Below are 20,692 nucleotides of genomic sequence, written 5' to 3'. Positions count from 1 at the left end.
GCCGCGCGGCGGAGGCGGAGGTGGTGGGCATGAACGAGCACGAGCGGCTCGACCGCGCCCGCTACCGACGCATTATCCGCTTCGCCGCGCGGCACCTCGCGGTGCTCTGGTGGTTCGAGGTCGCGCTGCCGCGCCTCGGCCTCGCCGCCCTCGGGGCGCGGGGCCGCAGCGCGAGGCTCACGCGCCTGGCCCGCCGCTTCCATGCGCTCGCCGCCGACCTCGGCGGCCTCATGATCAAGGTGGGGCAGTTCCTCTCCTCGCGGCTCGACGTGCTGCCGCCGGAGATCACCAAGGAGCTCGAAGGCTTGCAGGACGAGGTGCCGCCCGTGCCGTTCGACCAGGTGCGCGCGCTCGCCGAGGCCGAGCTCGGCATGCCGCTCGAGCGCGCCTACGCGTGGATCGAGGAGGAGCCCATCGCTGCGGCCTCGCTGGGGCAGGCGCATCGGGCCCGCCTGCTGGAGCGCGACGCGGCCGAGACGGGCATCGCCGATGCCGTCGTGAAGGTGCAGCGGCCCGGCATCGACCGCATCGTCGCCGTCGACCTCGCGGCGCTCCGCCGCGTGGGCGGCTGGCTGCGCCGCGTGCGCCTCGTCGCCGACCGCGTCGACGCGCCCGCCCTCGTCGAGGAGTTCGCGGCGACGAGCCTCGAGGAGATCGACTACCTGCACGAGGCCGCGAGCGCCGAGCGCTTCGCCGCCGACTTCGCGCGCGACGACCGCGTGCTCGCGCCCGAAGTGGTGTGGGAGCGCACGACGCGCCGCGTGCTGACGCTCGCGGACGTCGCGGCCATCAAGATCACCGACCTCGAGGCCCTGCGCGCAGCGGGCATCGATCCCTCCGAGGTCGCCCACGCCTTCGCGGCCGTCATGTTCGACCAGGTCTTCGTGCACGGCACGTTCCACGCCGATCCGCACCCCGGCAACCTCTTCGTGACGCCCTCCGAGACGGGCGACGAGCGCCCGTGGCGGCTGACCTTCATCGACTTCGGGATGATGGGCGACGTGCCGCCGAGCACCCGCTCGGGCCTGCGCTCGCTGCTCGTCGCGGCTGCGGCGCGCGACGGCTCGGGGCTCGTCGCCGCCATCCAGGAGGTGGGCGCGCTGCTGCCCACGGCCGACACGACCGAGCTCGAGCGGGCCATGACGCAGGCCTTCGCGCGCTTCGGCGGCATGGGCTTCGCCGAGCTGCGCGAGGTCGACCCGCGCGAGTTCCGACAGTTCGCGTCCGAGTTCGGCGACCTCATGCGCTCGATGCCGTTCCAGCTGCCCGAGGACTTCCTGCTCGTCATCCGGGCGATGAGCCTCACCTCGGGCGTGTGCAGCGCGCTCGATCCGCAGTTCAACCTGTGGGATGCGGTGGAGCCCTACGCGGGGCGCCTGCTGCGCGACGAGCGCAGCGGCATCGCGCGCGCCGCCGTCGACGAGGTCGTCGCGACCGCGAGCGTGCTCGCGCGGCTGCCGCGCCGGCTCGACTCGGCGCTCACCCGCCTCGAGCAGGGGCGGCTGCAGGTGCAGAGCCCCGCGCTCGAGCGTCGCGTCGCGCGGCTCGAGCGAGCATCGGGCCGCGTCGTGTCGGCCGTGCTCTTCGCGGGGCTGCTCGTGGCGGGCGCCGTGCTGCGCGGCACCGATCCCGTGCTCGGCGGCTGGCTGCTCGCGGCCTCGGCGCTGCCGCTCGCGCACGCGGTGCTCGCAGGGCTGCTCGGGCCGCGCGGGCGCTGACCGGGGTACCGATCCGCCGGCGGGGCGAGCCTGCTGGCCGCATGGGAGTGCAGCGGATCGACCGCACCGGCATCGTCCTCGACGACCTCGACGCGGGCATCGCGTTCTTCGAAGCGGTCGGCCTCGAGCTCGTCGGCAGGCAGGAGGTCGAGGGGGAGTGGGCCTCCTCGGTGATCGCGGTGCCGGGCATGCGCGCCGAGATCGCGATGCTCGCCGCGCCCGACGGCAGCCAGGTGGAGCTGAGCCGGTACCTCGCGCCCGACGCGACCGGCTCGGCGGAGGGCCTTCCGGCGACCGAGCGCGGCATCCGGCACCTCGCGCTCGTCGTCGACGACCTCGACGAGACGCTCGCCGCCGTCGGAGCGCTGCACGGCGAGGTGCGGCAGCACGAGGATGTGTGGCGGCTCTGCTACGTGCGCGGGCCGGGCGGGATCCTCGTCGAGCTCGCGCAGCGGCTGGGGTGAGGCGCGCGGCGTCGAGCGGTCATGGCTCGTCGACGACGATCCGGATCTCGCTGTCACCGAGGACGATGCGGGCCTCGCCGGGGATCGCCTCGGGCGGCACGGCGACGGTCCACCAGCTGTCCGGCTCAGGCCACGGCGGCACGTCTCGCAGCGGCACCTCGACGCCGTCCTGCATCCACAGGATCGGGACCGGCTCGGCGAGCACCAGGGGTGGGTCCATGGGGTCCCAGGGCACCGAATCGTCGGGCGCGTGCACGGGCAGGTGGTGGACGAGGAAGTCGACCGTGACCCCCGGGATCATCGGCTCCTCCAGGTGCGGAGAGGCGAGCGAGATCGAGGGCTCGGGCCAGAACGAGCGGTCCCAGCCCGTCTGCGGGTCGCCGACGATCACGGCCACCTGCGCGTGGTCGAGGTCGATCGTGGCGAACCCGGGGCGCGCCTCGGCCGGCACGACCACGTCGAAGGCGATCGGTGCCCCGTGGTCGTTCGTCTCGACGCCGCCGATCTCGACGTCGATGTCGTCCTGGAGCCAGCGCACCGGCTCGACGCGCGTCGGCGCGGGGGCGGGCGTGACGCCGTACGTGCCCGTGTCGCGGCACTCGGTCGAGAGGTTGTCGATGCGCAGCGCGACGGCATCGCCCGCCACGACGAGCGGCGGCTCCTCGCTCGTCAGGTGGAGGATCGGTGCCGCGCACGCGGCCGAGATCGAGCCTCCGGAGGCTGCTGCGCATCCGCTCAGCAGGAGCGCCGCGGCGGCGAGGGCGGCTGTGCGGAAGCGGGGCATGCGCTCAGTGTGCGGCCGACGGCTGGGAGCGGGCTCGTGCCGTGCGAGCTGCCGAGTCAAGGCGCGGGCGCGCTGAGCCAGTCGTTCAAGTTCTCGACGAGTCGAGTAGCGGGCCTGGCCAGCCCCGCATGCGAGCGCAACCGGATGACGTCGCCAGACTTCAGCTCGACGGAGAGCGACGTGAAGGTCGGAGCCCATCCCATCCAGGCGCCTGCGAACAGCAGATTGGGCCAATCCAAGCCGCGATGCGCCGCGAACCGCTGGATCTCCTCCCGCTCCACCACGAAGCTGCGCAGGCGGCCCACCACCAACAGCGCGTCGCTGCGCGCGAGCAGCCTGCATCGCCAGTTCAGGACGAGCATCACGATGGCCGCGGGCGTGACGACCGACATGATCGCCAGGAAGGGCAACCAGGAGCCCGACCCCATCGTGAAGACCACGGCGAGGACGCTCAGCAATGCGATCGGCATCACCATGAAGACCTGCGTCCAATTGGACGACTGAAGACGCGAGCCCGGGATCTCGAACCATTCTCGGCCATCGAACGTTTGCGTACCGAGCATGCCCCTCTTCTTCGTTCTGGCGACTCGGCAGGCTCTCGATCTGAGCGAGATCGATCGCCAGCACCCATCCAGTGGCATGACCGTACACGGGTGATCCCGCTGCTCTGGACGATGCCGAGCGCGGCGAGCACGCTCAGCCCGCTGGCGCACTCAGCCGCGCGAGCGCGAACGGCGCGAGGAGCGGCGGGCGCGCGCTCGAGCGCACCCACTCGGCGAGCAGCCGCGCCACGGCCGGGGTGATCGCGAAGCCGTGCCCGGACCAGCCGGTGGCGAAGAGCACGCCCTCGGTGCCGAGCACGCGGTCGATGATCGGGATGCCGTCGACCGACACCGACTCCGGGCGGCTCGCATCCGTCACCACGGCCTCCGCCCCATGCAGCGAGGGCGCGAGCTCGGCCGCGCCGGCCACGCTCGCGGCAGCCACCGAGGCCGGGGCGGTGCCGGCATCCGCAGCCTCGTCCCACTCGCCGGAGCGGCCGCCGCTCAGCATCACGAGGCCGCCGTCGATGGTCTTGGCCGAGAAGATGCGGCTCACGTGGTTGACGAGGCCGCGGAACGCGAAGCCGTCGGCGGCGCGCACCGGCGTCATCTGCGGGTAGATGCGCCACACCGGCAGGCGGAGGCCGAACGCGGCCTCGAGCAGCGCGGGTGCATAGGCGTTGGCGAGCACGACGACCGCGATGCGGGCGCGGTGCACCACCTCGTCGGACGTGGTGGCGGCGCGGTCGGCGAGGGAGGTGACCTCGGTGCCCTCGAGGATCGTCGCGCCCGCGCGGCGGGCGGCCGCAGCGTAGGCGAGGGTGGCGCGGGTGTGGTCGCCGGTGTCGTCGAGCGGCGTGGCGATGGCGCCGGCCACGACGTCGGCGAGGCCCGGTTCGATCGCGCGCAGCGCCTCGGCGTCGATGACCTCGGCGGGGATGCTGTGGGCGGTCTGCACCGCGGCCATCGTCCGGATGCGCGCCATCGTGCGCGGGTCGGCGGCCTCGTCGCGGTCGAAGAGGCAGACGCTGCCCGTGCGGCGGAAGCCTGCGTCGACGGGGCTGCCGGGCGCGCCGAGCACCGCGTCGAGCGTGGGCCAGATGTCGTGGGCGAGGCGCATGAGCGGCAGCTCGCGCACGTCGCGGTCGGTGGTCCGCACGCCGCGGAGGCCGAGGCCGCCGGAGGCGCCGGAGGCCAGCTCGCGGCGCGCGAGGAGCGTCACGGCCCGCCCGCTGCTCGCGAGCTCGAAGGCGAGCGCGGCGCCGTGCAGGCCGCCTCGGACGATGACGACGTCCGACTCCGGCATGCTGCGCTCCGCTCCCGCTCCGACCACGATCCGTGCTCCGTCGTGGCATGCGGCGCGCACCGGATCGGGCGCGCCGACTGCGCTGGATCGGTGCTGTGGAGCGGACTTCGGAGCGCGTCTTCGATGTCAGTGGCCGGGCATAGGTTCGGGGCATCCGAAGGGGGATCGAGTGGTCGGGACGCAGGTGGTGGGAGCGGCGGAGGATGCCGCGCGCACGTCCGTGATGCCCGCCGCATCGGCCCCTCCTACCAGCGGCTCGGCCTCCGTGCTGCGCGACCGGATCGGCGCCGTGCGCGAGGCGGTCGATGCGCTGCTCGAAGGCTTCGGCAGCGCTGCGGATGCGGAGCGCTGGGCCGCGGTCGCGGCCGTGGGCGAGCTCGTGCGAGCGGCGGATGCGGCCGCCATCCGCGTGGCGGGAGCGCTCGAGGCCACGCCGCCGCGTGCAGCGGGCACCTCGCTCGCGCGCTCGATCGGCTACCGCTCCACCGCTGAGGCGCTGCGGCACGAGCTCGGCGTCACCGCGCGCCAGGCGCGCGACCTGCTCGCGGTGTCGGAGGCCACGCGAGGGCGCGTCGCGCTGAGCGGTGCACCGGTGCCCGCTCGGCTGCCGATGCTGGGCGCCGCGCTCGACGGCGCGCTCGTCTCGCTCGCGCAGGCGCGCGCCATCGCCGTGCCGCTCGAGCAGGGCGGCGACCGCGTCGCGCCTGAGGGGCGCGCGGCCGCCGAGCGCCATCTCGTCGACGCGGCGACGGGCGTCGATCCGGAGGTCGGTGTCGCTGCCGAGGACGCCCCGCCGCTCCCGCCCGAGGAGCTCGGCGTGCAGGCACGTGCGTGGCTCGCGGCGCTCGACCCCGATGGAGTGGAGCCCCGCCACGAGGAGCAGCGGGCCGAGCGCTCGTTCCGGCTCGGCCGCCGCGCCGACGGCATGGCGATCGGCCGCCTCGTCTGCACGCCCGAGCAGGGCGCCGCGCTGCAGGCCGTGCTCGATGCCCACACCGCGCCCCGCACGCCCTCCTTCGCGCACGACCCCGACGATCCGGACGAGAGCGACGACCGCACGCGCGTCCAGGTGCAGGCCGACGTGCTGCTCGCCATCGTCGAGGCCCACGCCCGCTCCGGCGACGCGCCCCGCATCGGCGGCGCCGCGCCCACCCTTGTCATCACCGTGCCCGCCGCGCAGGCTGGAGCGCGCCGCCGCGGGCGATCCCGGAGCCTGGGCGCGGCTCGAGGGCACCGGCGACGTGGTGCCCGCCGCCGTCGCCGCCCGCATCCTCTGCGACGGCCACGTGCAGGTCGCGGCGCTCGATCCCGACGGCCACGTGCTCGAGCTCGGCCGCGCCGCGCGGCTGTTCTCCGCCGCTCAGCGGCGCGCGATCGCCCTGCGCGACGGCGCCTGCCGCGGTCCCGGATGCTCGGCGCCGCCCGCCTGGTGCGAGGCGCACCACGTGCAGTCGTGGCAGGCAGGCGGTGCGACCGACGTGGCGAACGGCCTGCTGCTCTGCACCCGCTGCCATCACGAGGTCCACAGCGGACGATTGCGGGTCAGTCGGCAGGGGAGCGGCTGGCGCGTGCACCGTGCCCTCGCGCCACCACCTCGACGGCATCTGGCGCGCGAGCCGCTCGCGGTGTGAGCGCTGCCGCCGCGCGCCGCGCTCGTGGCGTGGCCGACGGAGGTCGATTCGCCGCGGCGCGGCCGCGTCCGGCGACAGAGCGCGCGCCGCGCGGCTCAGCGCAGGCGGATCCGGCAGTCGCCCACCCGCACGTCGAGCTCGAAGCCGGCTTCCTCGGCCGCGACGACCTCCACGGCCTCGTCGCCTGTGCCCACCGCCACGCCGAGCGCGCGCAGCCGCGCGGACTCGGCCTCGACGTCCGGCACGAGGCGGCGCAGGGACACGAGCTCGAGCGTCGGCAGGCGCTCGAGGCCCGGATGCGGCGTCGCGCCCCAGTCGATGAGGAACGGCGGATGCGTCTCGCCGTCCTCCGGCCGCGCGAGCCGCCAGGCGAGCTCGCGCCCGTCGGGCGTCCGGCGCGAGAGCGGCTCGACGTCTTGGAACGGCACGCCCGCGGCACGCGCCGCCGCGACGGCGGCCTCGATGTCGGTCGGCCGCGCCGAGAAGGTCACGACGCGCGGGCCCTCAAGACGGTCGATGCCGAACGTGTCGACGCGGTCGGCGGTCCAGCCCGCCTCCGCATCCGGCCCGATGACCTCGAGGTACTGCCGCACGCGACGGCCGCCGCGCGTGAACGCGATGAGCGCGTTCGCCGTGCCCCGCGGGTGGCGGCCGCCGGGAGCGGCCCGCACGCCCGTGAGCGCCTCCACGTGGTCGATCGCGGCCGCGAGGTCGGGCCCCGCGAGGACCACGTGGTCGAGGCCCGAGACGACCGTCGACCGCAGCGGCACCTCGACGCTCATCGCACGACCTCCGGCTCGCCGAGCGAGAGCATGAGGCGGTTGGCCCAGGTGAAGAACGCGGCACCGCTGATCGCGTCGAGGATCGCGGCGTCGTCGAGCCCCGCGGTGCGCAGCCGCACCACGTGCTCCGCCGTGAAGGCTGCGGGAGCCTCGGCCAGAGCGGCCGAGGCGTCGACGATCGCGTCGAAGCGCTCGTCGACGCGCGCGCCGACGCCCTCGTCGAGCAGCCGCTGCACATCGCCCCGCCGACCCGAGAGCCGCGATGCGGCACGGGCGTGCACCGAGGCGCAGAACACGCAGCCCGTGCGGCGCGACGACGCCGCGGCCGCGAGCTCGCGCTCCCAGCGCGGCAGGCCGCCGTCCTCGTTGCCGAAGATGTCGAGGTCGGTGCGCGTGCGGGCGCGCAGCGCCTCCGGGTCGCGCGCGAGCAGCCGGAAGTAGGGGTTCGCGGCGCGCGCGGGCTCCACGAGCGCCTCGCGCTGCACGTCCGTGAGCTCGGCCTCCGGCACCGGCGGCACCCAGGGCACCCAGCCGAGGCCCTCCTGCGTGAACGCCTCGGGGCGGCGGAGGTGCGGGTGGTCGGTGATCGCGGTCATGCTCGGGCCTCCTCGAGCTCGGCATCGGATGCGGCGGGTGTCGCCCCCAGCACGCGCAGCCCGTGCACGAGCCGCAGCTGGAAGGCGAGGAAGGCCACGAGCTGGCTGAGCGAGACGATCGCGTCGGCCTCCCAGCCCGCGTCGACGAGCGCGCGGAGCGACTCGGGCCGCGCGTCGCGCGGGTGCAGCACGAGCAGGTGGGCATGCTCGAGCGCCGCGGCGAGGCGCTCGGGGATGACGCCGCGCTCGATGCGCGCCACGGGCCCCGGCTCCGACTCGGCGGCGAGCAGCGGCTCGCGGTAGGTGCCGTACGGCCCGCGGGCGCGGCCGGCCTCCGCGGACTCCCGCACCGCGGCGACGAGCGGCGCCTCGGCCTCGTCCTCCAGCAGCTCGACGTAGAACGCGGCGGCACGCGACGGCGCGCCCTCCTCGTCGTGCAGCAGCGCGACGTAGGCCGCGACGGCGTACCGGTCGGCGAGCGCCAGCCCACCGGGCTCGGCGGGCTCGAGCAGCGCCAGGAAGCTCTGCTGGGCGTGCTCCCGCGCATCCGAGCGTGCCCTGCGTGCACGGTCGAGCGCCGCGCCGGGCTCGACGCCCGCGAGGTGGTCGATGACGTCACGCGGCACGGCGGGCCTCCTCGTCGGCGCGCTCGACGCGCCAGCCGAGCGCGGGCGCGACCTCGGTCGCGAAGAGCTCGAGCGATCGCGCCACGACGTGGGCGGGCGGGTCGATGGAGTGCGCCTGGATGCTGACCTCGCTCGCCTCGTGGGCGACGCGATCGCGCTCGAGGGCGGCGATCACCTGGCTGGGCGTGCCGACGACGGTCTCGGCGAGCTCCAGGAGCCGCTCGAGCGGCAGCTCCTCGGGCAGGGCGATCCCGAGGCCCGCGACCTGTGCCTCGAGGGCGTGGGCCGCCGCGGCGGCCACGCGCCGCGCGGTGGCCTCGTCGTCGACGACGACCACGGTGCGGGAGGCGAGGATGCGCGGCGCGACCCCCTCGGGCAGCGCCGCCCGGTACTCGTCGACGAGCGCCCGCTGCACCTCCCACACGCGCCGCGGCCGCTCGCCCTCGGCGAGCGCCGGGAACGGCGGCTGGATGCGCGAGAGCATGAGGCCGTCGCCCGCGGCGCCGATGAGACCGGCGCCCTCGGGCGAGAACGTCGCCTGCCAGAGCCGGTCGGCGAGCCCCGTCGCGGGCGGGTAGAGCACCTCGTCGGCCGAGCCGTCGAGGAGCGTGCGGAGGCGGTGCAGCTTCGCGTCGTAGATCGCGCGGCGCTGGCCCGGGTCCTCGCCGAACGCGCTCAGCGTGCGCGGGCTGCCGCCGGTGCCGAGGCCGAGCTCCACCCGGCCGCCGGCGATCGCGTCGAGCACCGCCGCGTCCTCCGCCGCCCTGGCCGCCTGCTCGTGCGCGAGCGTGAGGATGGCGGTGCCGAGGCGGATGCTGCTCGTGCGGGCCGCGGCGGCGGCGAGCAGCACGAACGGCGAGGGCAGACCGCCCTCGCGGCCGTCGAGGTGATGCTGCGCGACCCACGCGGAGCGGAAGCCGAGCCGCTCGGCGAGCGCGATGTGGTCGAGTGCCGCGCGGTAGCGCTCGGGCGCCGAGGCGTCGTCGAGCAGGCGTGTGAAGAAGCCGATCGTGGGGGCCATCAGGCCACCTCCAGGTTCGCGGGACGGATGGGCAGGTCGAGGGGGCGGGCGGGTCGTGGGGGATCCGGCTGGCGCAGGGCCTCCGGCCGGTCGAGGGCCTCCCGGAGCCACTGCGGCGCGGGCACGGCGTCGAGCAGCGCGCGGGTGTAGGGGTGGGTGGGCGCCGTGAGCACCTGCTCGGCCGAGCCGGACTCCACGGCCTCGCCGCGGCGGAGCACCGTGACGGCGTCGGCGATTCGTCGTACGACCGCGAGGTCGTGGGTGATGAAGAGGTAGGTGAGGCCGAGGTCGCGCTGCAGCGACTCGAGCAGGTCGAGGATCTGCGACTGCACGGTGACGTCGAGCGCCGAGACGGCCTCATCGAGCACCACCACCTGCGGCTCGATGATGAGCGCCCGGGCGATGGCGACGCGCTGCCGCTGGCCGCCCGAGAGCTCGCAGGGGAGCCGGTCGGCGAGCTCGGCGGGCAGCGCCACCTGGTCGAGCGCGACGCCGACGCGGCGGGCGAGCCTCGCGGCGGTCCCGCACGCCGCCCTCCGAGGGTCGCCAGTTGCGCAGCGGCTCGCCGATCGTCTGCGCGATCGTGCGGCGCGGGTCGAGCGAGGCGTAGGGGTCCTGCGAGACGAGCTGCACGACGCGGCGGATGCTGCGGTCCCGCCCCGCGGCGAGCACGTCGCGCCCACCGATCCGGATCGTGCCCGCGGCGGGCGCGTGGAGCGCCGCGACGGCGCGGCCGATCGTGGTCTTGCCGGAGCCCGACTCGCCCACGAGCGCGTGCGTCGTGCCCGCCTCGATCCGGAATCCGACCTCGTCCACGGCGCGGAAGGCCGTGCGGCCGCGGCCGTACTCGTGCACGAGGCCGTCGACGACGACGAGCGGCGCTGCCTCCGGCCGCGCTGGCCGCGGCGCGACGTCCTGCAGCGCGGGCGCGTCGGCGAGCAGCTCGCGCGTGTACGCGGCGGCGGGGGTGCGCAGCACTTCGCGGGCGGGACCGGCCTCCTCGAGCGCGCCCTGGCGCAGCACCGCGATGCGATCGGCGCGCTCGGCCGCGACGGCGAGATCGTGCGTGATGAGCAGGACGCTGGAGCCCAGTTCCGCGCGCAGCTCGTCGAGCAGGTCGAGGATGCGACGCTGCACGGTGACGTCGAGGGCGCTCGTGGGCTCGTCGGCGACGATGAGGTCGGGCTCGAGCGCGATCGCGGCGGCGATGAGCGCGCGCTGCCGCATGCCGCCCGAGAGCTCGTGCGGGTGCTGGCGGGCGCGGCGCTCGGGGTCGTCGAGGCCGACGCGGTCGAGCAGCTCGATCACGCGGCGGCGGATGGCCTCCTGTGTGCCCCAGCGGTGGATCCTGAGCGGGGCGGCGACCGACGCCCCGATCGTCTGCACGGGGTTGAGCGAGGTGCCGGGATCCTGCGGCACGAGCGCGATGCGCCGGCCGCGCAGCTCCTGCACGGCGCGCGCGGGCAGCCTCGTGAGGTCGAGCGGCTTGCCGGCGACCTGCAGCTCGATGGCGCCGGCGTCGACGCGGCCGCCCTCGGGGAGCAGGCCGATGATCGACTGGCCGATCGTGGTCTTGCCGGAGCCCGACTCGCCGACGAGCGCGAGCACCTCGCCGCGGTCGAGCTCGAGCGAGACGCCCTCGACGGCGGTGCGGCGGGCGGCCAGGCGGCGGCCTGCGGCGTACGAGACGGCGAGGCCGTCGACGCGGAGCAGCGGAGCGGTCATGCGGTTGCCTCCCTGATGGCGGCCGCGACGCGGTTCGCGGCGAGGACGACGGCGGCGACGACGAGGCCCGGCAAGGTCGTCAGCCACCAGGCCGAGCCCACGTAGTCGCGGCTCTCGGCGATGAGCAGGCCCCACGCCGGCGTGGGCGGCGGCGCGCCGTAGCCGAGGAAGCCGAGGGTCGAGATGGCGAGGATCGCGCTGCCGAACTGCAGCGCGGCGAGGGCGAGCACGGCGCCGAGCGAGTTCGGCAGCACGTGGCGGCCGAGCACCGCGAGGAAGGTGCCGCCCGAGCTGAACGCGGCCTCCACGTAGGCGCTCCGGCGCACGCGCACCACCTGCGAGCGCGCGAGGCGCGCGAAGACGGCGATCGACGTGACGCCCACGGCGATCGCGGCGTTCGTGACGCCGAAGCCCAGCAGCACGATCACCGAGAGCGCGAGCAGGAGGCCCGGGATGGCGAGCAGCACGTCGACGACGCGCATGAGCGCCTCCTCGACGACGCCGCCCGTGGAGCCGGCGAGCACGCCGACGGCGGTGCCGACGACGAGGCCCACGAGCACGGCGATCGCGGTGCCCGCGAGCGAGTTGCCGGCGCCGAAGATGACGCGGGCGAGCAGGTCGCGGCCCGTGGCGTCGGTGCCGAAGGGATGCGCGGCGCTCGGCGCCTGCAGCGCCTCGGCGGCGATGCCCGCGAGCGGGTCCTGCGCCGTGAAGAGCCACGGCAGGAACGCCCACGCCAGCGCGACGGCGAGCACGAGGATCGAGACGACGAGGGTCGCGCGCGGCCTCGGCCGTGCTGCGGCCTCCGCGCGACGGGGGAGCAGGAGGCTCGTGACGGCGCTCATGCCCGCACCTCCTTCCGCAGGCGCGGATCGATCGCCGGGGCGAGGAGGTCGACCGCGAGGTTGATGACGACGAAGGCGACGGCCGAGATGACGACCACGGCCTGGAGGACGGGGATGTCGCGCGCCGCGACGGCCTCGGCGGTGAGGCGGCCGAGCCCGGAGCGGGCGAAGACCGTCTCGGTCACGACGGCGCCGGCGATGAGCTCGCCGAAGAGCACGCCCGCGATCGTGAGCGTGGGCAGCAGCGCGTTGCGGGCCACCTCGCGCGTCAGCAGCCACGAGGGGGAGGCTCCGCGGGCACGGGCGACGGCCACGAAGGGCTCGGCGAGCGTGTCGTCGATCGCGCGGACGAGCACCTGTGCGAGCGGCGCGGCGATCGGGATCGCGATGGTGACGACCGGCAGCACGAGGGCCTCGGCGGGGGTCGCGCCGATCACCGGGATGAGCCCCAGCCGGAACGAGACCACCTGCAGCAGCACGATGCCGATCCAGAACACCGGGATCGAGACGAACAGCGGCGGCAGCGAGCGGAACGCCCGCCGCACCCACTCGGCACCCGCGAAGGTCGCCGCTGCCGCGATGCCGACGGCGAGCAGCGCCGCGAGCACGAAGCCGAGGCCGGCGAGCGCGAGCGTCGGCGGCAGCGAGGCGGCGATGAGGGTCGAGACCTCCGCGCCGCTCTGCAGCGAGGTGCCGAGGTCGCCCGTGAGGAAGCCGCGGGCCGAGATGGCCAGCTGCACCCACCAGGGCTGGTCGGCGCCGTAGGCGACGCGGAGGGCGTCGAGCTGCTCGGCGCTCAGCCCGAGCTCCGGGCTCGCGTACCGGGCGACGATGGCGTCGCCCGGCAGCGCGTGCAGCAGGAGGAAGGCGAGCACGAACGTCGCGGCGACCACGAGGAGGGCCTGCCCGACGCGACGGAGCGCGTACCGGGCGGCCGCGGGCGCGGCGGGGCGTCGGCGGGGCGCTGCGGGCTGCGACGCGGCGCCCTGCGCAGGTCGGATCGCGGTGCGCATGCTCACCTCCCGCCTCAGCCCTCGAGCCAGACGGCCGCGAGCGAGGGGCGGCCCACCGACTCGGTGAGGAAGCCGTGCACGCGCGGCTGCACGCCGTAGACCTGCGGCTCCTCGAAGAACGGCAGCACGTAGGCCTGCTCGGTCAGGTGGGCCTGCACGGCGGCGGAGGCCTCCTGCCTGCCCTCGGTCGTCGGCTCGGAGGCGACGGCCTGCAGCAGGTCCTCGAGCTGCGCGTCGATCGGCGCGCCCGCGTCGTCGACGTTGCGGAGCGTGTTGCGGTTCTGGATCGAGAACTGGCTCTTGATCACGTCGAAGTCCGCCCGGCCGACCATCGAGTGGTAGATCTGGATCTGGTCGACGTCGGCGCTCGCGGCGGTCTGCGCGGCCTGGTCGCCCTGGAAGAGCTCGAGCTCGACGCCGATCTCGCGCAGCTGCTGCGCGACGAGCGTGATGACGTCGCGGGAGCGGGGCTGCGGGAGCGCCTCGTTGACGACGAGGTGCAGGCGCTCGCCGTCGCGGGTGCGGATGCCGTCGCCGCCGAGCTCCCAGCCGGCCTCGTCGAGCAGGGCGTTCGCGGCCTCCGGGTCGTACCGGTAGGCGTCGCCCTGGTCGACGTAGCCGAGCGCGGTCCGCGACAGCGACGAGGTGGCGAGCGGGTAGTGGTCGGAGAAGATCGACGAGACGATCGCCTCGCGGTCGATCCCCGCGATGAGCGCCTCGCGCACGCGGATGTCCTGCAGCAGCGGGTGGTCGAAGCGGAGGCTCAGGCCGTTGTTCACGCCGTTCGTCTGCGCCGAGACGATCTCGAGGCCGGCGGCCGCGACCTCCTGCTCGTTCTGCGGCTCGACCTGGCGCGCGATGTCGGCCTGGCCGGCGGTGAGCGCACCGATCCGCACGCTGTCCTCGGGAGCGATGACGATGTCGACGGCGTCGACGTAGGGGCGGCCCTGGTTGGGGACCGAGGCGGGCGCCCACGCGTAGTCCTCGCGGGCGGCGAGGCGGATCGAGGTGCCCACCTCCTCCGACTCGACGACGAACGGGCCCGCGCCGATGACCTCGGTCGCGTTGCCCGGCCCGAAGCCCTCGGCGTCGAGCTCGAGGCTCGCGTCGGCGAGGAGGCCCGAGTTGATGGTCGAGACCGCCTGCGCGAAGCCGGGCGAGGGGGCGCTGAAGGTGAAGCGCACGGTGTCGTCGTCGACGACCTCGCCGCCCTCGTAGCTGTTGATGGCCTCGGAGACGATGAGGGCGCGGTCGGTGTCGCCCTGCCCGAAGAGGTCGAGGTTGGCGACGACGTTCTCGGCGGTCAGCGGGGTGCCGTCGGAGTAGGTCACGTCGGTGCGGATGTCGAAGGTGTACTCGGTGGCGTCCTCGTTGACCTCGGGCAGCGCGGTCGCGATCCAGGGCTCGAGCTCGAGCGTCTCCGGGTCCTGGTGGAGCAGGCGCGCGGTGAGGTTGTTGACGAGCGCGCCGTTCGGGTAGAAGCCCGCGCTCGGCGGGTACAGCGAGGTGTATGCCTGGTGCTCGAGGTAGGTGAGCGTGCCGCCGGTGACGGGGCCGTCGCCGGAGGCCTGCGGAGCCGCGGCGTTGCCCGCGGAGCAGGCCGAGAGCGCGAGGGCGGTGACGACGGCGCCGACGAGCGCGGTGCGGCGGCCGCGTCGCTCCGCGGGCGAGGGGATGTGGACCATGCGGGACCTCCATAAGCGATGCTTGGTGCTGCCACAAGCAAAGCCGATCGCCGCTCGGCCCGCACACCGCGCCGCAACGCTGCGTCACACACGACGCTCGCCGCCCCTCCCGCTGGTCGAGGAGCGCGCCGCCGGAGGCGGCTCGCGTCTCGAGACCCCCGGGACGCGAGCGGCGCCCGCCGACCGCAGTCGACGGGCGCCGCCCGGGATCGCGCGTCAGCGCACGGCGACCGCCGCCCGCGCGCGCTCCGCCGCCTCCACGAGGTTCCGGAGGCTCTCGACCGTCTCGTCGTAGCCGCGCGTCTTGAGCCCGCAGTCGGGGTTCACCCACAGCAGCGGCTCGGGGATGCCGGCCGTCGCCGTGGCGAGCAGCTCGTCGAGCTCCTCGGCGCCCGGCACGCGGGGCGAGTGGATGTCGTAGACGCCCGGGCCGATGCCGCGGCCGTAGGCGTGCGCCTGCAGCGCCTCGACGATCTCCATCTTCGAGCGCGCGGCCTCGATGCTCGTCACGTCGGCGTCGAGGCCGTCGATCGCGGCGACGACGGTGTTGAACTCCGAGTAGCAGAGGTGCGTGTGGATCTGCGTGGCCGGCGCCGCGCCCGCGGTCGCGAGGCGGAACGCGCCCACCGACCACTCGAGGTACGCCGGGCGCGCCTCGCGGCGCAGCGGCAGCAGCTCGCGCAGCGCCGGCTCGTCGACCTGCACGATGCGGATGCCCGCGGCCTCCAGGTCGGCGATCTCGTCGGCGAGCGCGAGCGCCACCTGGTCGGCCGTGCGGTCGAGCGGCTGGTCGTCGCGCACGAACGACCAGGCGAGGATCGTCACGGGGCCCGTGAGCATGCCCTTCACGACCTTGTCGGTGAGCGACTGCGCGTATGCGATCCACTCGACCGTGAAGGCCTCCGGCCGCGACACGTCGCCCCAGAGGATCGAGGGGCGCGTGGCGCGCGAGCCATAGGACTGCACCCACCCGTGCTCGGTGGCGGCGAAGCCGTCGAAGTGCTCGGCGAAGTACTGCACCATGTCGTTGCGCTCGGGCTCGCCGTGCACGAGCACGTCGAGGCCCAGCTCCTCCTGCAGCACGACGACGCGGCGCACCTCGGCGCGCAGCACCTCGCGGTAGCCGGCGTCGTCGAGCTCGCCGCGCGCGTGGCGGGCGCGGGCGACGCGGATGTCGCCCGTCTGCGGGAACGAGCCGATCGTCGTGGTCGGCAGCGGCGGCAGCTCGAGCGAGGCGCGCTGCTGCGCGTCGCGCTCGGCGTAGGGGGCGCGCTCGCGAGCGTCCTCGGGCAGCGCCGCGAGGCGGTCGCGCACGGCGCCGTCGCGCACGCCCGGCGCCGAGGCGCGGTCGGCGAGCGCGGCGCGGGAGTCGGCGAAGCGCGCCTCGTCGACCGAGCCTCGGAGCGCGGCGGCCAGGGCGACGACCTCCTCGACCTTCTGGTCGGCGAAGGCGAGCCAGGAGACGAGACGGGGCTCGAGCGAGGTCTCGGCGGCGAGGTCGTGCGGCACGTGCTGGAGGCTCGTGGAGGTGCCGACCGAGACGGGGCGGCGCTCGGCGAGCCAGCGCAGCGTGTCGAGCGCGGCGTCGAGGTCGGTGCGCCAGACGTTGCGGCCGTGCACGACGCCGGCGACGAGCGCGCCGTCGCCCGCGGGGGCGGAGCCGCGCACGAGGTCGACGGCGATCGCGTCGACGACCTCGGCGAGCGGCTCGACGCGCCCGGCGCTGTCGCCGTGGCCCACGTGCAGCAGCACCCGCAGGCCCGCGGCCCGGAGCGCCTCGGCGCCGCGGCGCGCGACGGCCTGCAGCTCCGCGAGCGTCACGTCCTCGAGGTCGGCAACGAGTGCGGGCTCGTCGACCTGCACCCAGGTGGCACCCGCGGCCGCGAGCGCCTCCCCGAGCGCGGCGTAGGCGGGCACGAGCCGGTCGGCGAGCTCGATCGGGCGGACGCCGGTGGCCTTCGACAGCGCGAGGTAGGTCGCGGGGCCCACGACGACGGGGCGGCCGTGCACGCCGGCCTCGCCCGCCTCGACGAAGCGGTCGACGATGCGGGTGTCGGCGAGCGAGAAGGCGGTCTCGGCGTCGAGCTCCGGCACGAGGTAGTGGTAGTTCGAGTCGAGCCACTTGGTCATCTCGAGCGGGGCGTCGTCGCCTGCGCCGCGCGCGAGCAGCCACTCGCCCGCGAGGCCCGCGGGCACGCGGCCGCGGAGGCGCGGCGGCACGGCGCCGAAGGTGATCGTCGCGTCGAGCACGTGGTCGTAGTGCGCGGCCTCGACGGGGATCGAGGCGTCGGTCGCGTCGAGGCCGAGCGCGACGAGGCGCTGCAGGTCGGCGACGCGGTTGGCGCGCGCGGCCTCGTGGAAGCCGGCGTCGTCGATCGCGCCGCGCCAGTGCGCCTCGAGGGCGCGCTTCAGCTCGCGTCGCCGCCCGATGCGCGGATAGCCGAGGATCGTGCCGCCCGGGAAGGGGCCGGCCGGGTGGGAACCGGTGGTGGACATGCTGCTCCTTGGGGTCGTCCGCGCTCAGGCGGCGGGGGTGAGGGCGCCGAGCCGCGTGAGGACCTCGACGGCGGGGCGGTGGTCGTTGAAGGTGTAGAGGTGCACCGAGGGGGCCTCGGCCTCCTCGAGCGCGGCGATCTGCGCGACGGCCGCGTCGACGCCGATGCGCACGGCATCCGCGGGGCTCGCCTGCTCGAGCCGGTCGGCGAGCACCTGCGGGAGGCCCTCGCCCGCGAGCTCGGCCGAGCGGACGAGGCGGCGGAGCGACGTGGGGATCACGATGCCCGGCACGATCGGGATCGTGACGCCCTTCGTGCGGGCGAGCTCGACGAAGCGCACGTAGTCGTACGGGTCGAAGAACAGCTGCGTGATCGCCATCGTCGCGCCGGCCGCCTGCTTGGCGAGCAGGGCGTCGACGTCGCTGCGGTGGATGCCCGAGCCCGGGTGGCCGTTGGGGAACGCGGCGACCGCGATCTCGACCGCGGCGCGGCGCTCCGCGAGCGCCACCGAGCGCAGGCCCGGCAGCGGCACCTCGGCGTAGGGCACGCGCTCCTTCTCGACGCGCTCGATGAGCTGCACGAGCTCGGCCGCGGACGACAGCGTCGTGCGGGGCCGGTGCGCGGGGTCCTTGGGCTCGTCGCCGCGGAGGGCCAGGAACTTCGTGATGCCGGCGTCGAGGAACTGCCGCACGAGCCGGGCCGTCTCGTGCACCTCGAGGCCCACGCACGTCAGGTGCGCCATGGGGCTCTGGCCGCCGTCGAGGAGGCGCTGCAGCACCGCGAGCGAGTGGTGCGTCGACGAGCCGCCTGCGCCGAAGGTGACGGAGACGAACTCGGGGGCGAGGCCGACGAAGGCGTCGACCGCCGCCTGCACGCGCGCGGCCGAGGCCTCGTCGCGGGGCGGGAAGAGCTCGAAGGAGTAGCGGATGCTCATGCTGCGGCCTCCGTCCCCGGCGTGCCTGCGGACAGGGCGTCGAGCGCCTGCAGCAGGTCGGCGACGATGTCGTCGGCCCGCTCGATGCCGATCGAGAGCCGCACGAGGCCGGGCGTGACGCCGAGCGCGAGCCGCTCCTCCTCGTCGAGCTTGCCGTGGATGGTGCTCCCGGTGTGGATCGCGAGCGTGCGGACGTCGCCGATGTGGGTCATCTGGCTCACGAGCTCCAGCCGGTCGAGGAAGGCGCGGGCGGCGTCGCGGCCCCCCGCGAGGTCGAGGGAGACGACGCTGCCGGCGCCGTCGGGCAGCAGCCGTGCCACGACCTCCGCCCTCGCCGCGTCGAGCGAGGGGTGGTGGATGCGCGCGATGGCGGGGTGGCCGGCGAGCGCGTCGATGACGGCGTGCGCGTTGGCGACGTGCCGCTCCATGCGGAGCGAGAGCGTCTCGATGCCGTGCAGCAGCAGGAAGGTGCTCGTCGGCGGCATCGTCGGGCCCTGCTCGAGCACGACGACCGAGCGCAGGTACGCGCCGTAGGCGCCGCGGCCGAACGCCTCGACCCAGCTGGGTGCGCCGTGCGGCCGGGGCGCGTGCAGGTGCGGGAACCGCTCGGCGTCCCAGTCGAAGCCGCCGTCGACGATCGCGCCGCCGATGACGGAGCCGTGGCCGCCGAGCCACTTCGAGGTGGAGTGGATGACGACGGCGGCGCCGTGCTCGATCGGCCGGTTCAGGTAGGGGGTGGCGACGGTGTTGTCGACGACGAGCGGCACGCCCGTGCGAGCAGAGACGCGGCCGAGCAGGTCGAGGTCGGCGACCTCGCCGAGCGGGTTGGCGATCGACTCCGCGTAGATCGCGCGCGTCTCGGGCCGCACTGCGGCGACCCACGCCTCCTCGTCGCTGTCGATCGGGAGGGTGTCGAAGGCGAGGCCCTGGCGGCGCAGCAGCCCGCGCACCATCTCGCGCGTGCCCTCGTAGAGCCGGTCGGCGGCGAGGATGCGGTCGCCCGCCTGGGCGAGCCCGCCGAGCGCGGCTGCGATGGCGGCCTGGCCGCTCGCCACGAGCACGCCGTCGAGGCCGCCCTCGAGGTCGGCGATGCGGCGCGCGGCGACGACGTTCGTGGGGTTGTCGTTGCGCGAGTAGGCGCGCTGCGCCGAGCGCCCGGCGAAGCGGAGGGCGCCGTCGTCGAAGGAGTCGAAGACGTAGCCGGCGCTCTGGTAGATGGGCGTGACGCGCGCGCCGGCCTCGGCGTCGAGGATCGCGCCGGCGTGCACCTGGCGGGTCTCGAAGCCGAGCGTCCGGGCGGGGGCCACGGTCCCGACGGCGGTCACCGCGCGGCTCCCGCCGGGGCGAGCGCGTCGGCGAGCCGGTCGACGGCCTCCGCGAGCACGGGCGCGGGGGTCGCGAACACGAGCCGCACGTGCCGCTCGGAGCCGGCGCCGCAGAGCGCGCCGTCGGTGAGGGTGACGCCCGCGCGCTCGCGCAGGAGCTCGGCCGGGCTGCCGTCGATGCCGAGCGCGGCGAGGTCGAGCCAGGCGAGGTAGGTGGCCTCCGGCGGGCGCCACGCGACCTGCGGCAGGCGCGCTGCGAGGAGGCTCGCGAGCAGGTCGCGGTTGCCCTGCAGGTAGCGCACGGTGCCCGCGAGCCAGTGGCCGCCGTCGCGGTAGGCGGCGGCCGAGGCGATGACGCCGAGCGTCGAGGCGCCGTGGACGACGGCGAAGCCGAAGCGCCGGTACACGGCCTCGTCGGCCTCGTTCGAGGTGATGAGCTGCGCGGCCTTCAGGCCCGGGATGTTCCAGGCCTTCGAGGCGCTCGTTCCCGTGATCGCGTGGCCCGCGGCGGCCGCCGAGACGGAGGCGTAGGGCACGTGCGCGCGGCCGTCGTAGCGGATGGCCGCGTGGATCTCGTCGGCGAAGACGCGGCCGCCGTGGCGCTCGACGATCTCGCTGATCGCGCGCAGCTCCTCGCGCGGCAGCACGGTGCCCGTGGGGTTGTGGGGGTTGCAGAGCACGAGCGTGCGGGCGCCGGCGGCGAAGGCGCGGTCGATCCCGTCGAGGTCGTGCTGCCAGCGGCCGCCGACGACGACGCCGGGCACCTGCACCACGGGGCGGCCGAGCCGCTCGAGGTAGGTGAGGAAGGGCATGTAGGCCGGGGTCGGCACGATGACGGCCGAGCCCTCGGGCGTGTACTCCTCGACGGCGACGCCGAGCGCTGCCATGACGTCCGAGACCGCGTGCACGCGCTCGGGGTCGATCGCCCAGCCGTGCTCGCGCGCCTGGTGGAGCGCGGTCGCCTCGGCGAGGTCGGCGGCGGTCGCGGGGGAGAGGTAGCCGAGCACGTCGTCGACGACCGCGCGCTGCAGGGCCTCGCGCACGGCGGGTGCCGTGCCGAAGTCCATCTCGGCCACCCACGCCCCGATCGTGCCGGGGTGCAGGCTCCACTTGCGGCTCGACGGCCGCTCGAGGTCGTCCCGCCGGATCGCGTCGAACGCGTGCTGCTCGCGACATCGGTCGGCCATGCGTCTCCCCTCG

General features: G+C 75.4%; 19 protein-coding genes. 3 read left to right on the top strand and 16 right to left on the bottom strand.

Translation table 11 applies throughout. From position 1 onward, the window contains the following. Window positions 1-29 precede the first annotated feature (29 nt). Together OVA14_RS12115 and OVA14_RS12110 are read left to right on the top strand one after the other, a co-directional pair. A complete protein-coding gene (locus tag OVA14_RS12115) occupies window positions 30-1,718 on the top strand; it encodes an ABC1 kinase family protein (protein WP_267504092.1) in 1,689 nt (562 codons plus the stop codon). 41 nt (window positions 1,719-1,759) lie between these two features. Beyond that, window positions 1,760-2,182 carry a VOC family protein gene (locus OVA14_RS12110; RefSeq protein ID WP_267504091.1) on the top strand — a complete coding sequence of 141 codons (423 nt, stop codon included), beginning with the start codon at window positions 1,760-1,762 and terminating at the stop codon, window positions 2,180-2,182. A gap of 19 nt (window positions 2,183-2,201) precedes the next feature. On the opposite strand, the gene OVA14_RS12105 is transcribed toward OVA14_RS12110, so the two are convergent. The 3 genes from OVA14_RS12105 to OVA14_RS12095 form a co-directional block, all read right to left on the bottom strand. After that, window positions 2,202-2,966: a hypothetical protein gene (locus OVA14_RS12105; RefSeq protein WP_267504090.1), complete on the bottom strand. Its 765-nt coding sequence runs from the start codon at window positions 2,964-2,966 to the stop codon at window positions 2,202-2,204. Window positions 2,967-3,022: 56 nt separating this feature from the next. Continuing rightward, window positions 3,023-3,529: a hypothetical protein gene (locus OVA14_RS12100; protein WP_267504089.1), complete on the bottom strand. Its 507-nt coding sequence runs from the start codon at window positions 3,527-3,529 to the stop codon at window positions 3,023-3,025. Between the two features lie 133 nt (window positions 3,530-3,662). Beyond that, complete coding sequence (locus tag OVA14_RS12095) at window positions 3,663-4,814, bottom strand: NAD(P)/FAD-dependent oxidoreductase (protein ID WP_267504088.1); 1,152 nt, start codon at window positions 4,812-4,814, stop codon at window positions 3,663-3,665. Between the two features lie 1,244 nt (window positions 4,815-6,058). Between OVA14_RS12095 and OVA14_RS12090 the strand changes: the two genes are divergently transcribed. After that, entirely contained in the window at window positions 6,059-6,445 is a 387-nt protein-coding gene (locus OVA14_RS12090; RefSeq protein WP_267504087.1) for an HNH endonuclease signature motif containing protein, read from the top strand. A gap of 95 nt (window positions 6,446-6,540) precedes the next feature. On the opposite strand, the gene OVA14_RS12085 is transcribed toward OVA14_RS12090, so the two are convergent. From OVA14_RS12085 to OVA14_RS12030, 13 genes are all read right to left on the bottom strand, one after another. Next, the gene (locus tag OVA14_RS12085) at window positions 6,541-7,227 is read right to left on the bottom strand and encodes a VOC family protein (protein WP_267504086.1); all 687 of its coding nucleotides are present in this window, start codon (window positions 7,225-7,227) and stop codon (window positions 6,541-6,543) included. Next, on the bottom strand, window positions 7,224-7,823 hold the full coding sequence (locus OVA14_RS12080) for an alkylhydroperoxidase domain protein (RefSeq protein ID WP_267504085.1): 600 nt from the start codon (window positions 7,821-7,823) through the stop codon (window positions 7,224-7,226). The genes OVA14_RS12085 and OVA14_RS12080 overlap by 4 nt, the downstream gene beginning before the upstream one ends. Then, entirely contained in the window at window positions 7,820-8,449 is a 630-nt protein-coding gene (locus tag OVA14_RS12075) for a CMD domain protein (RefSeq protein WP_267504084.1), read from the bottom strand. Before OVA14_RS12075 ends, OVA14_RS12080 begins: the two co-directional genes overlap by 4 nt. Next, on the bottom strand, window positions 8,439-9,470 hold the full coding sequence (locus OVA14_RS12070; RefSeq protein WP_267504083.1) for an LLM class flavin-dependent oxidoreductase: 1,032 nt from the start codon (window positions 9,468-9,470) through the stop codon (window positions 8,439-8,441). Before OVA14_RS12070 ends, OVA14_RS12075 begins: the two co-directional genes overlap by 11 nt. After that, the gene (locus OVA14_RS13570) at window positions 9,470-9,946 is read right to left on the bottom strand and encodes an ABC transporter ATP-binding protein (RefSeq protein WP_324288011.1); all 477 of its coding nucleotides are present in this window, start codon (window positions 9,944-9,946) and stop codon (window positions 9,470-9,472) included. The genes OVA14_RS12070 and OVA14_RS13570 overlap by 1 nt, the downstream gene beginning before the upstream one ends. Then, window positions 9,828-11,195 (bottom strand): ATP-binding cassette domain-containing protein, encoded by a 1,368-nt coding sequence (locus OVA14_RS12065; protein WP_324288010.1) that lies wholly within the window; start codon window positions 11,193-11,195, stop codon window positions 9,828-9,830. Before OVA14_RS12065 ends, OVA14_RS13570 begins: the two co-directional genes overlap by 119 nt. After that, on the bottom strand, window positions 11,192-12,040 hold the full coding sequence (locus OVA14_RS12060; RefSeq protein WP_267504082.1) for an ABC transporter permease: 849 nt from the start codon (window positions 12,038-12,040) through the stop codon (window positions 11,192-11,194). Before OVA14_RS12060 ends, OVA14_RS12065 begins: the two co-directional genes overlap by 4 nt. Then, complete coding sequence (locus tag OVA14_RS12055) at window positions 12,037-13,059, bottom strand: ABC transporter permease (RefSeq protein ID WP_267504081.1); 1,023 nt, start codon at window positions 13,057-13,059, stop codon at window positions 12,037-12,039. Before OVA14_RS12055 ends, OVA14_RS12060 begins: the two co-directional genes overlap by 4 nt. Window positions 13,060-13,067: 8 nt before the next feature. Next, window positions 13,068-14,738, bottom strand: a complete 1,671-nt coding sequence (locus tag OVA14_RS12050) for a TIGR04028 family ABC transporter substrate-binding protein (protein WP_267504080.1) — start codon at window positions 14,736-14,738, stop codon at window positions 13,068-13,070. Between the two features lie 216 nt (window positions 14,739-14,954). Further along, entirely contained in the window at window positions 14,955-17,234 is a 2,280-nt protein-coding gene (gene metE / locus OVA14_RS12045; protein WP_267504079.1) for a 5-methyltetrahydropteroyltriglutamate--homocysteine S-methyltransferase, read from the bottom strand. A gap of 24 nt (window positions 17,235-17,258) precedes the next feature. Further along, a complete protein-coding gene (locus tag OVA14_RS12040; RefSeq protein ID WP_267504078.1) occupies window positions 17,259-18,167 on the bottom strand; it encodes a methylenetetrahydrofolate reductase in 909 nt (302 codons plus the stop codon). After that, window positions 18,164-19,492, bottom strand: a complete 1,329-nt coding sequence (locus tag OVA14_RS12035; RefSeq protein WP_267504077.1) for an O-acetylhomoserine aminocarboxypropyltransferase/cysteine synthase family protein — start codon at window positions 19,490-19,492, stop codon at window positions 18,164-18,166. The genes OVA14_RS12040 and OVA14_RS12035 overlap by 4 nt, the downstream gene beginning before the upstream one ends. After that, window positions 19,489-20,679 carry a MalY/PatB family protein gene (locus tag OVA14_RS12030; protein ID WP_267504076.1) on the bottom strand — a complete coding sequence of 397 codons (1,191 nt, stop codon included), beginning with the start codon at window positions 20,677-20,679 and terminating at the stop codon, window positions 19,489-19,491. The genes OVA14_RS12035 and OVA14_RS12030 overlap by 4 nt, the downstream gene beginning before the upstream one ends. Between the last annotated feature and the right edge of the window lie 13 nt (window positions 20,680-20,692).

Source organism: Agrococcus sp. SL85 (assembly GCF_026625845.1).
In the GTDB taxonomy this organism is placed as follows: domain Bacteria; phylum Actinomycetota; class Actinomycetes; order Actinomycetales; family Microbacteriaceae; genus Agrococcus.
This window is presented reverse-complemented; position numbering and strand designations above follow the sequence as displayed.

Coding starts and splice junctions, on each gene's coding strand:
- OVA14_RS12030 (WP_267504076.1), bottom strand. CDS start 20,679: ATGGCCGACCGATGTCGCGAGCAGCACGCGTTCGACGCGATCCGGCGG.
- OVA14_RS12095 (WP_267504088.1), bottom strand. CDS start 4,814: ATGCCGGAGTCGGACGTCGTCATCGTCCGAGGCGGCCTGCACGGCGCC.
- OVA14_RS12065 (WP_324288010.1), bottom strand. CDS start 11,195: ATGACCGCTCCGCTGCTCCGCGTCGACGGCCTCGCCGTCTCGTACGCC.
- OVA14_RS12100 (WP_267504089.1), bottom strand. CDS start 3,529: ATGCTCGGTACGCAAACGTTCGATGGCCGAGAATGGTTCGAGATCCCG.
- OVA14_RS12110 (WP_267504091.1), top strand. CDS start 1,760: ATGGGAGTGCAGCGGATCGACCGCACCGGCATCGTCCTCGACGACCTC.
- OVA14_RS12060 (WP_267504082.1), bottom strand. CDS start 12,040: ATGAGCGCCGTCACGAGCCTCCTGCTCCCCCGTCGCGCGGAGGCCGCA.
- OVA14_RS12050 (WP_267504080.1), bottom strand. CDS start 14,738: ATGGTCCACATCCCCTCGCCCGCGGAGCGACGCGGCCGCCGCACCGCG.
- OVA14_RS12105 (WP_267504090.1), bottom strand. CDS start 2,966: ATGCCCCGCTTCCGCACAGCCGCCCTCGCCGCCGCGGCGCTCCTGCTG.
- OVA14_RS12040 (WP_267504078.1), bottom strand. CDS start 18,167: ATGAGCATCCGCTACTCCTTCGAGCTCTTCCCGCCCCGCGACGAGGCC.
- OVA14_RS12115 (WP_267504092.1), top strand. CDS start 30: ATGAACGAGCACGAGCGGCTCGACCGCGCCCGCTACCGACGCATTATC.
- OVA14_RS12085 (WP_267504086.1), bottom strand. CDS start 7,227: ATGAGCGTCGAGGTGCCGCTGCGGTCGACGGTCGTCTCGGGCCTCGAC.
- OVA14_RS12080 (WP_267504085.1), bottom strand. CDS start 7,823: ATGACCGCGATCACCGACCACCCGCACCTCCGCCGCCCCGAGGCGTTC.
- metE (WP_267504079.1), bottom strand. CDS start 17,234: ATGTCCACCACCGGTTCCCACCCGGCCGGCCCCTTCCCGGGCGGCACG.
- OVA14_RS12070 (WP_267504083.1), bottom strand. CDS start 9,470: ATGGCCCCCACGATCGGCTTCTTCACACGCCTGCTCGACGACGCCTCG.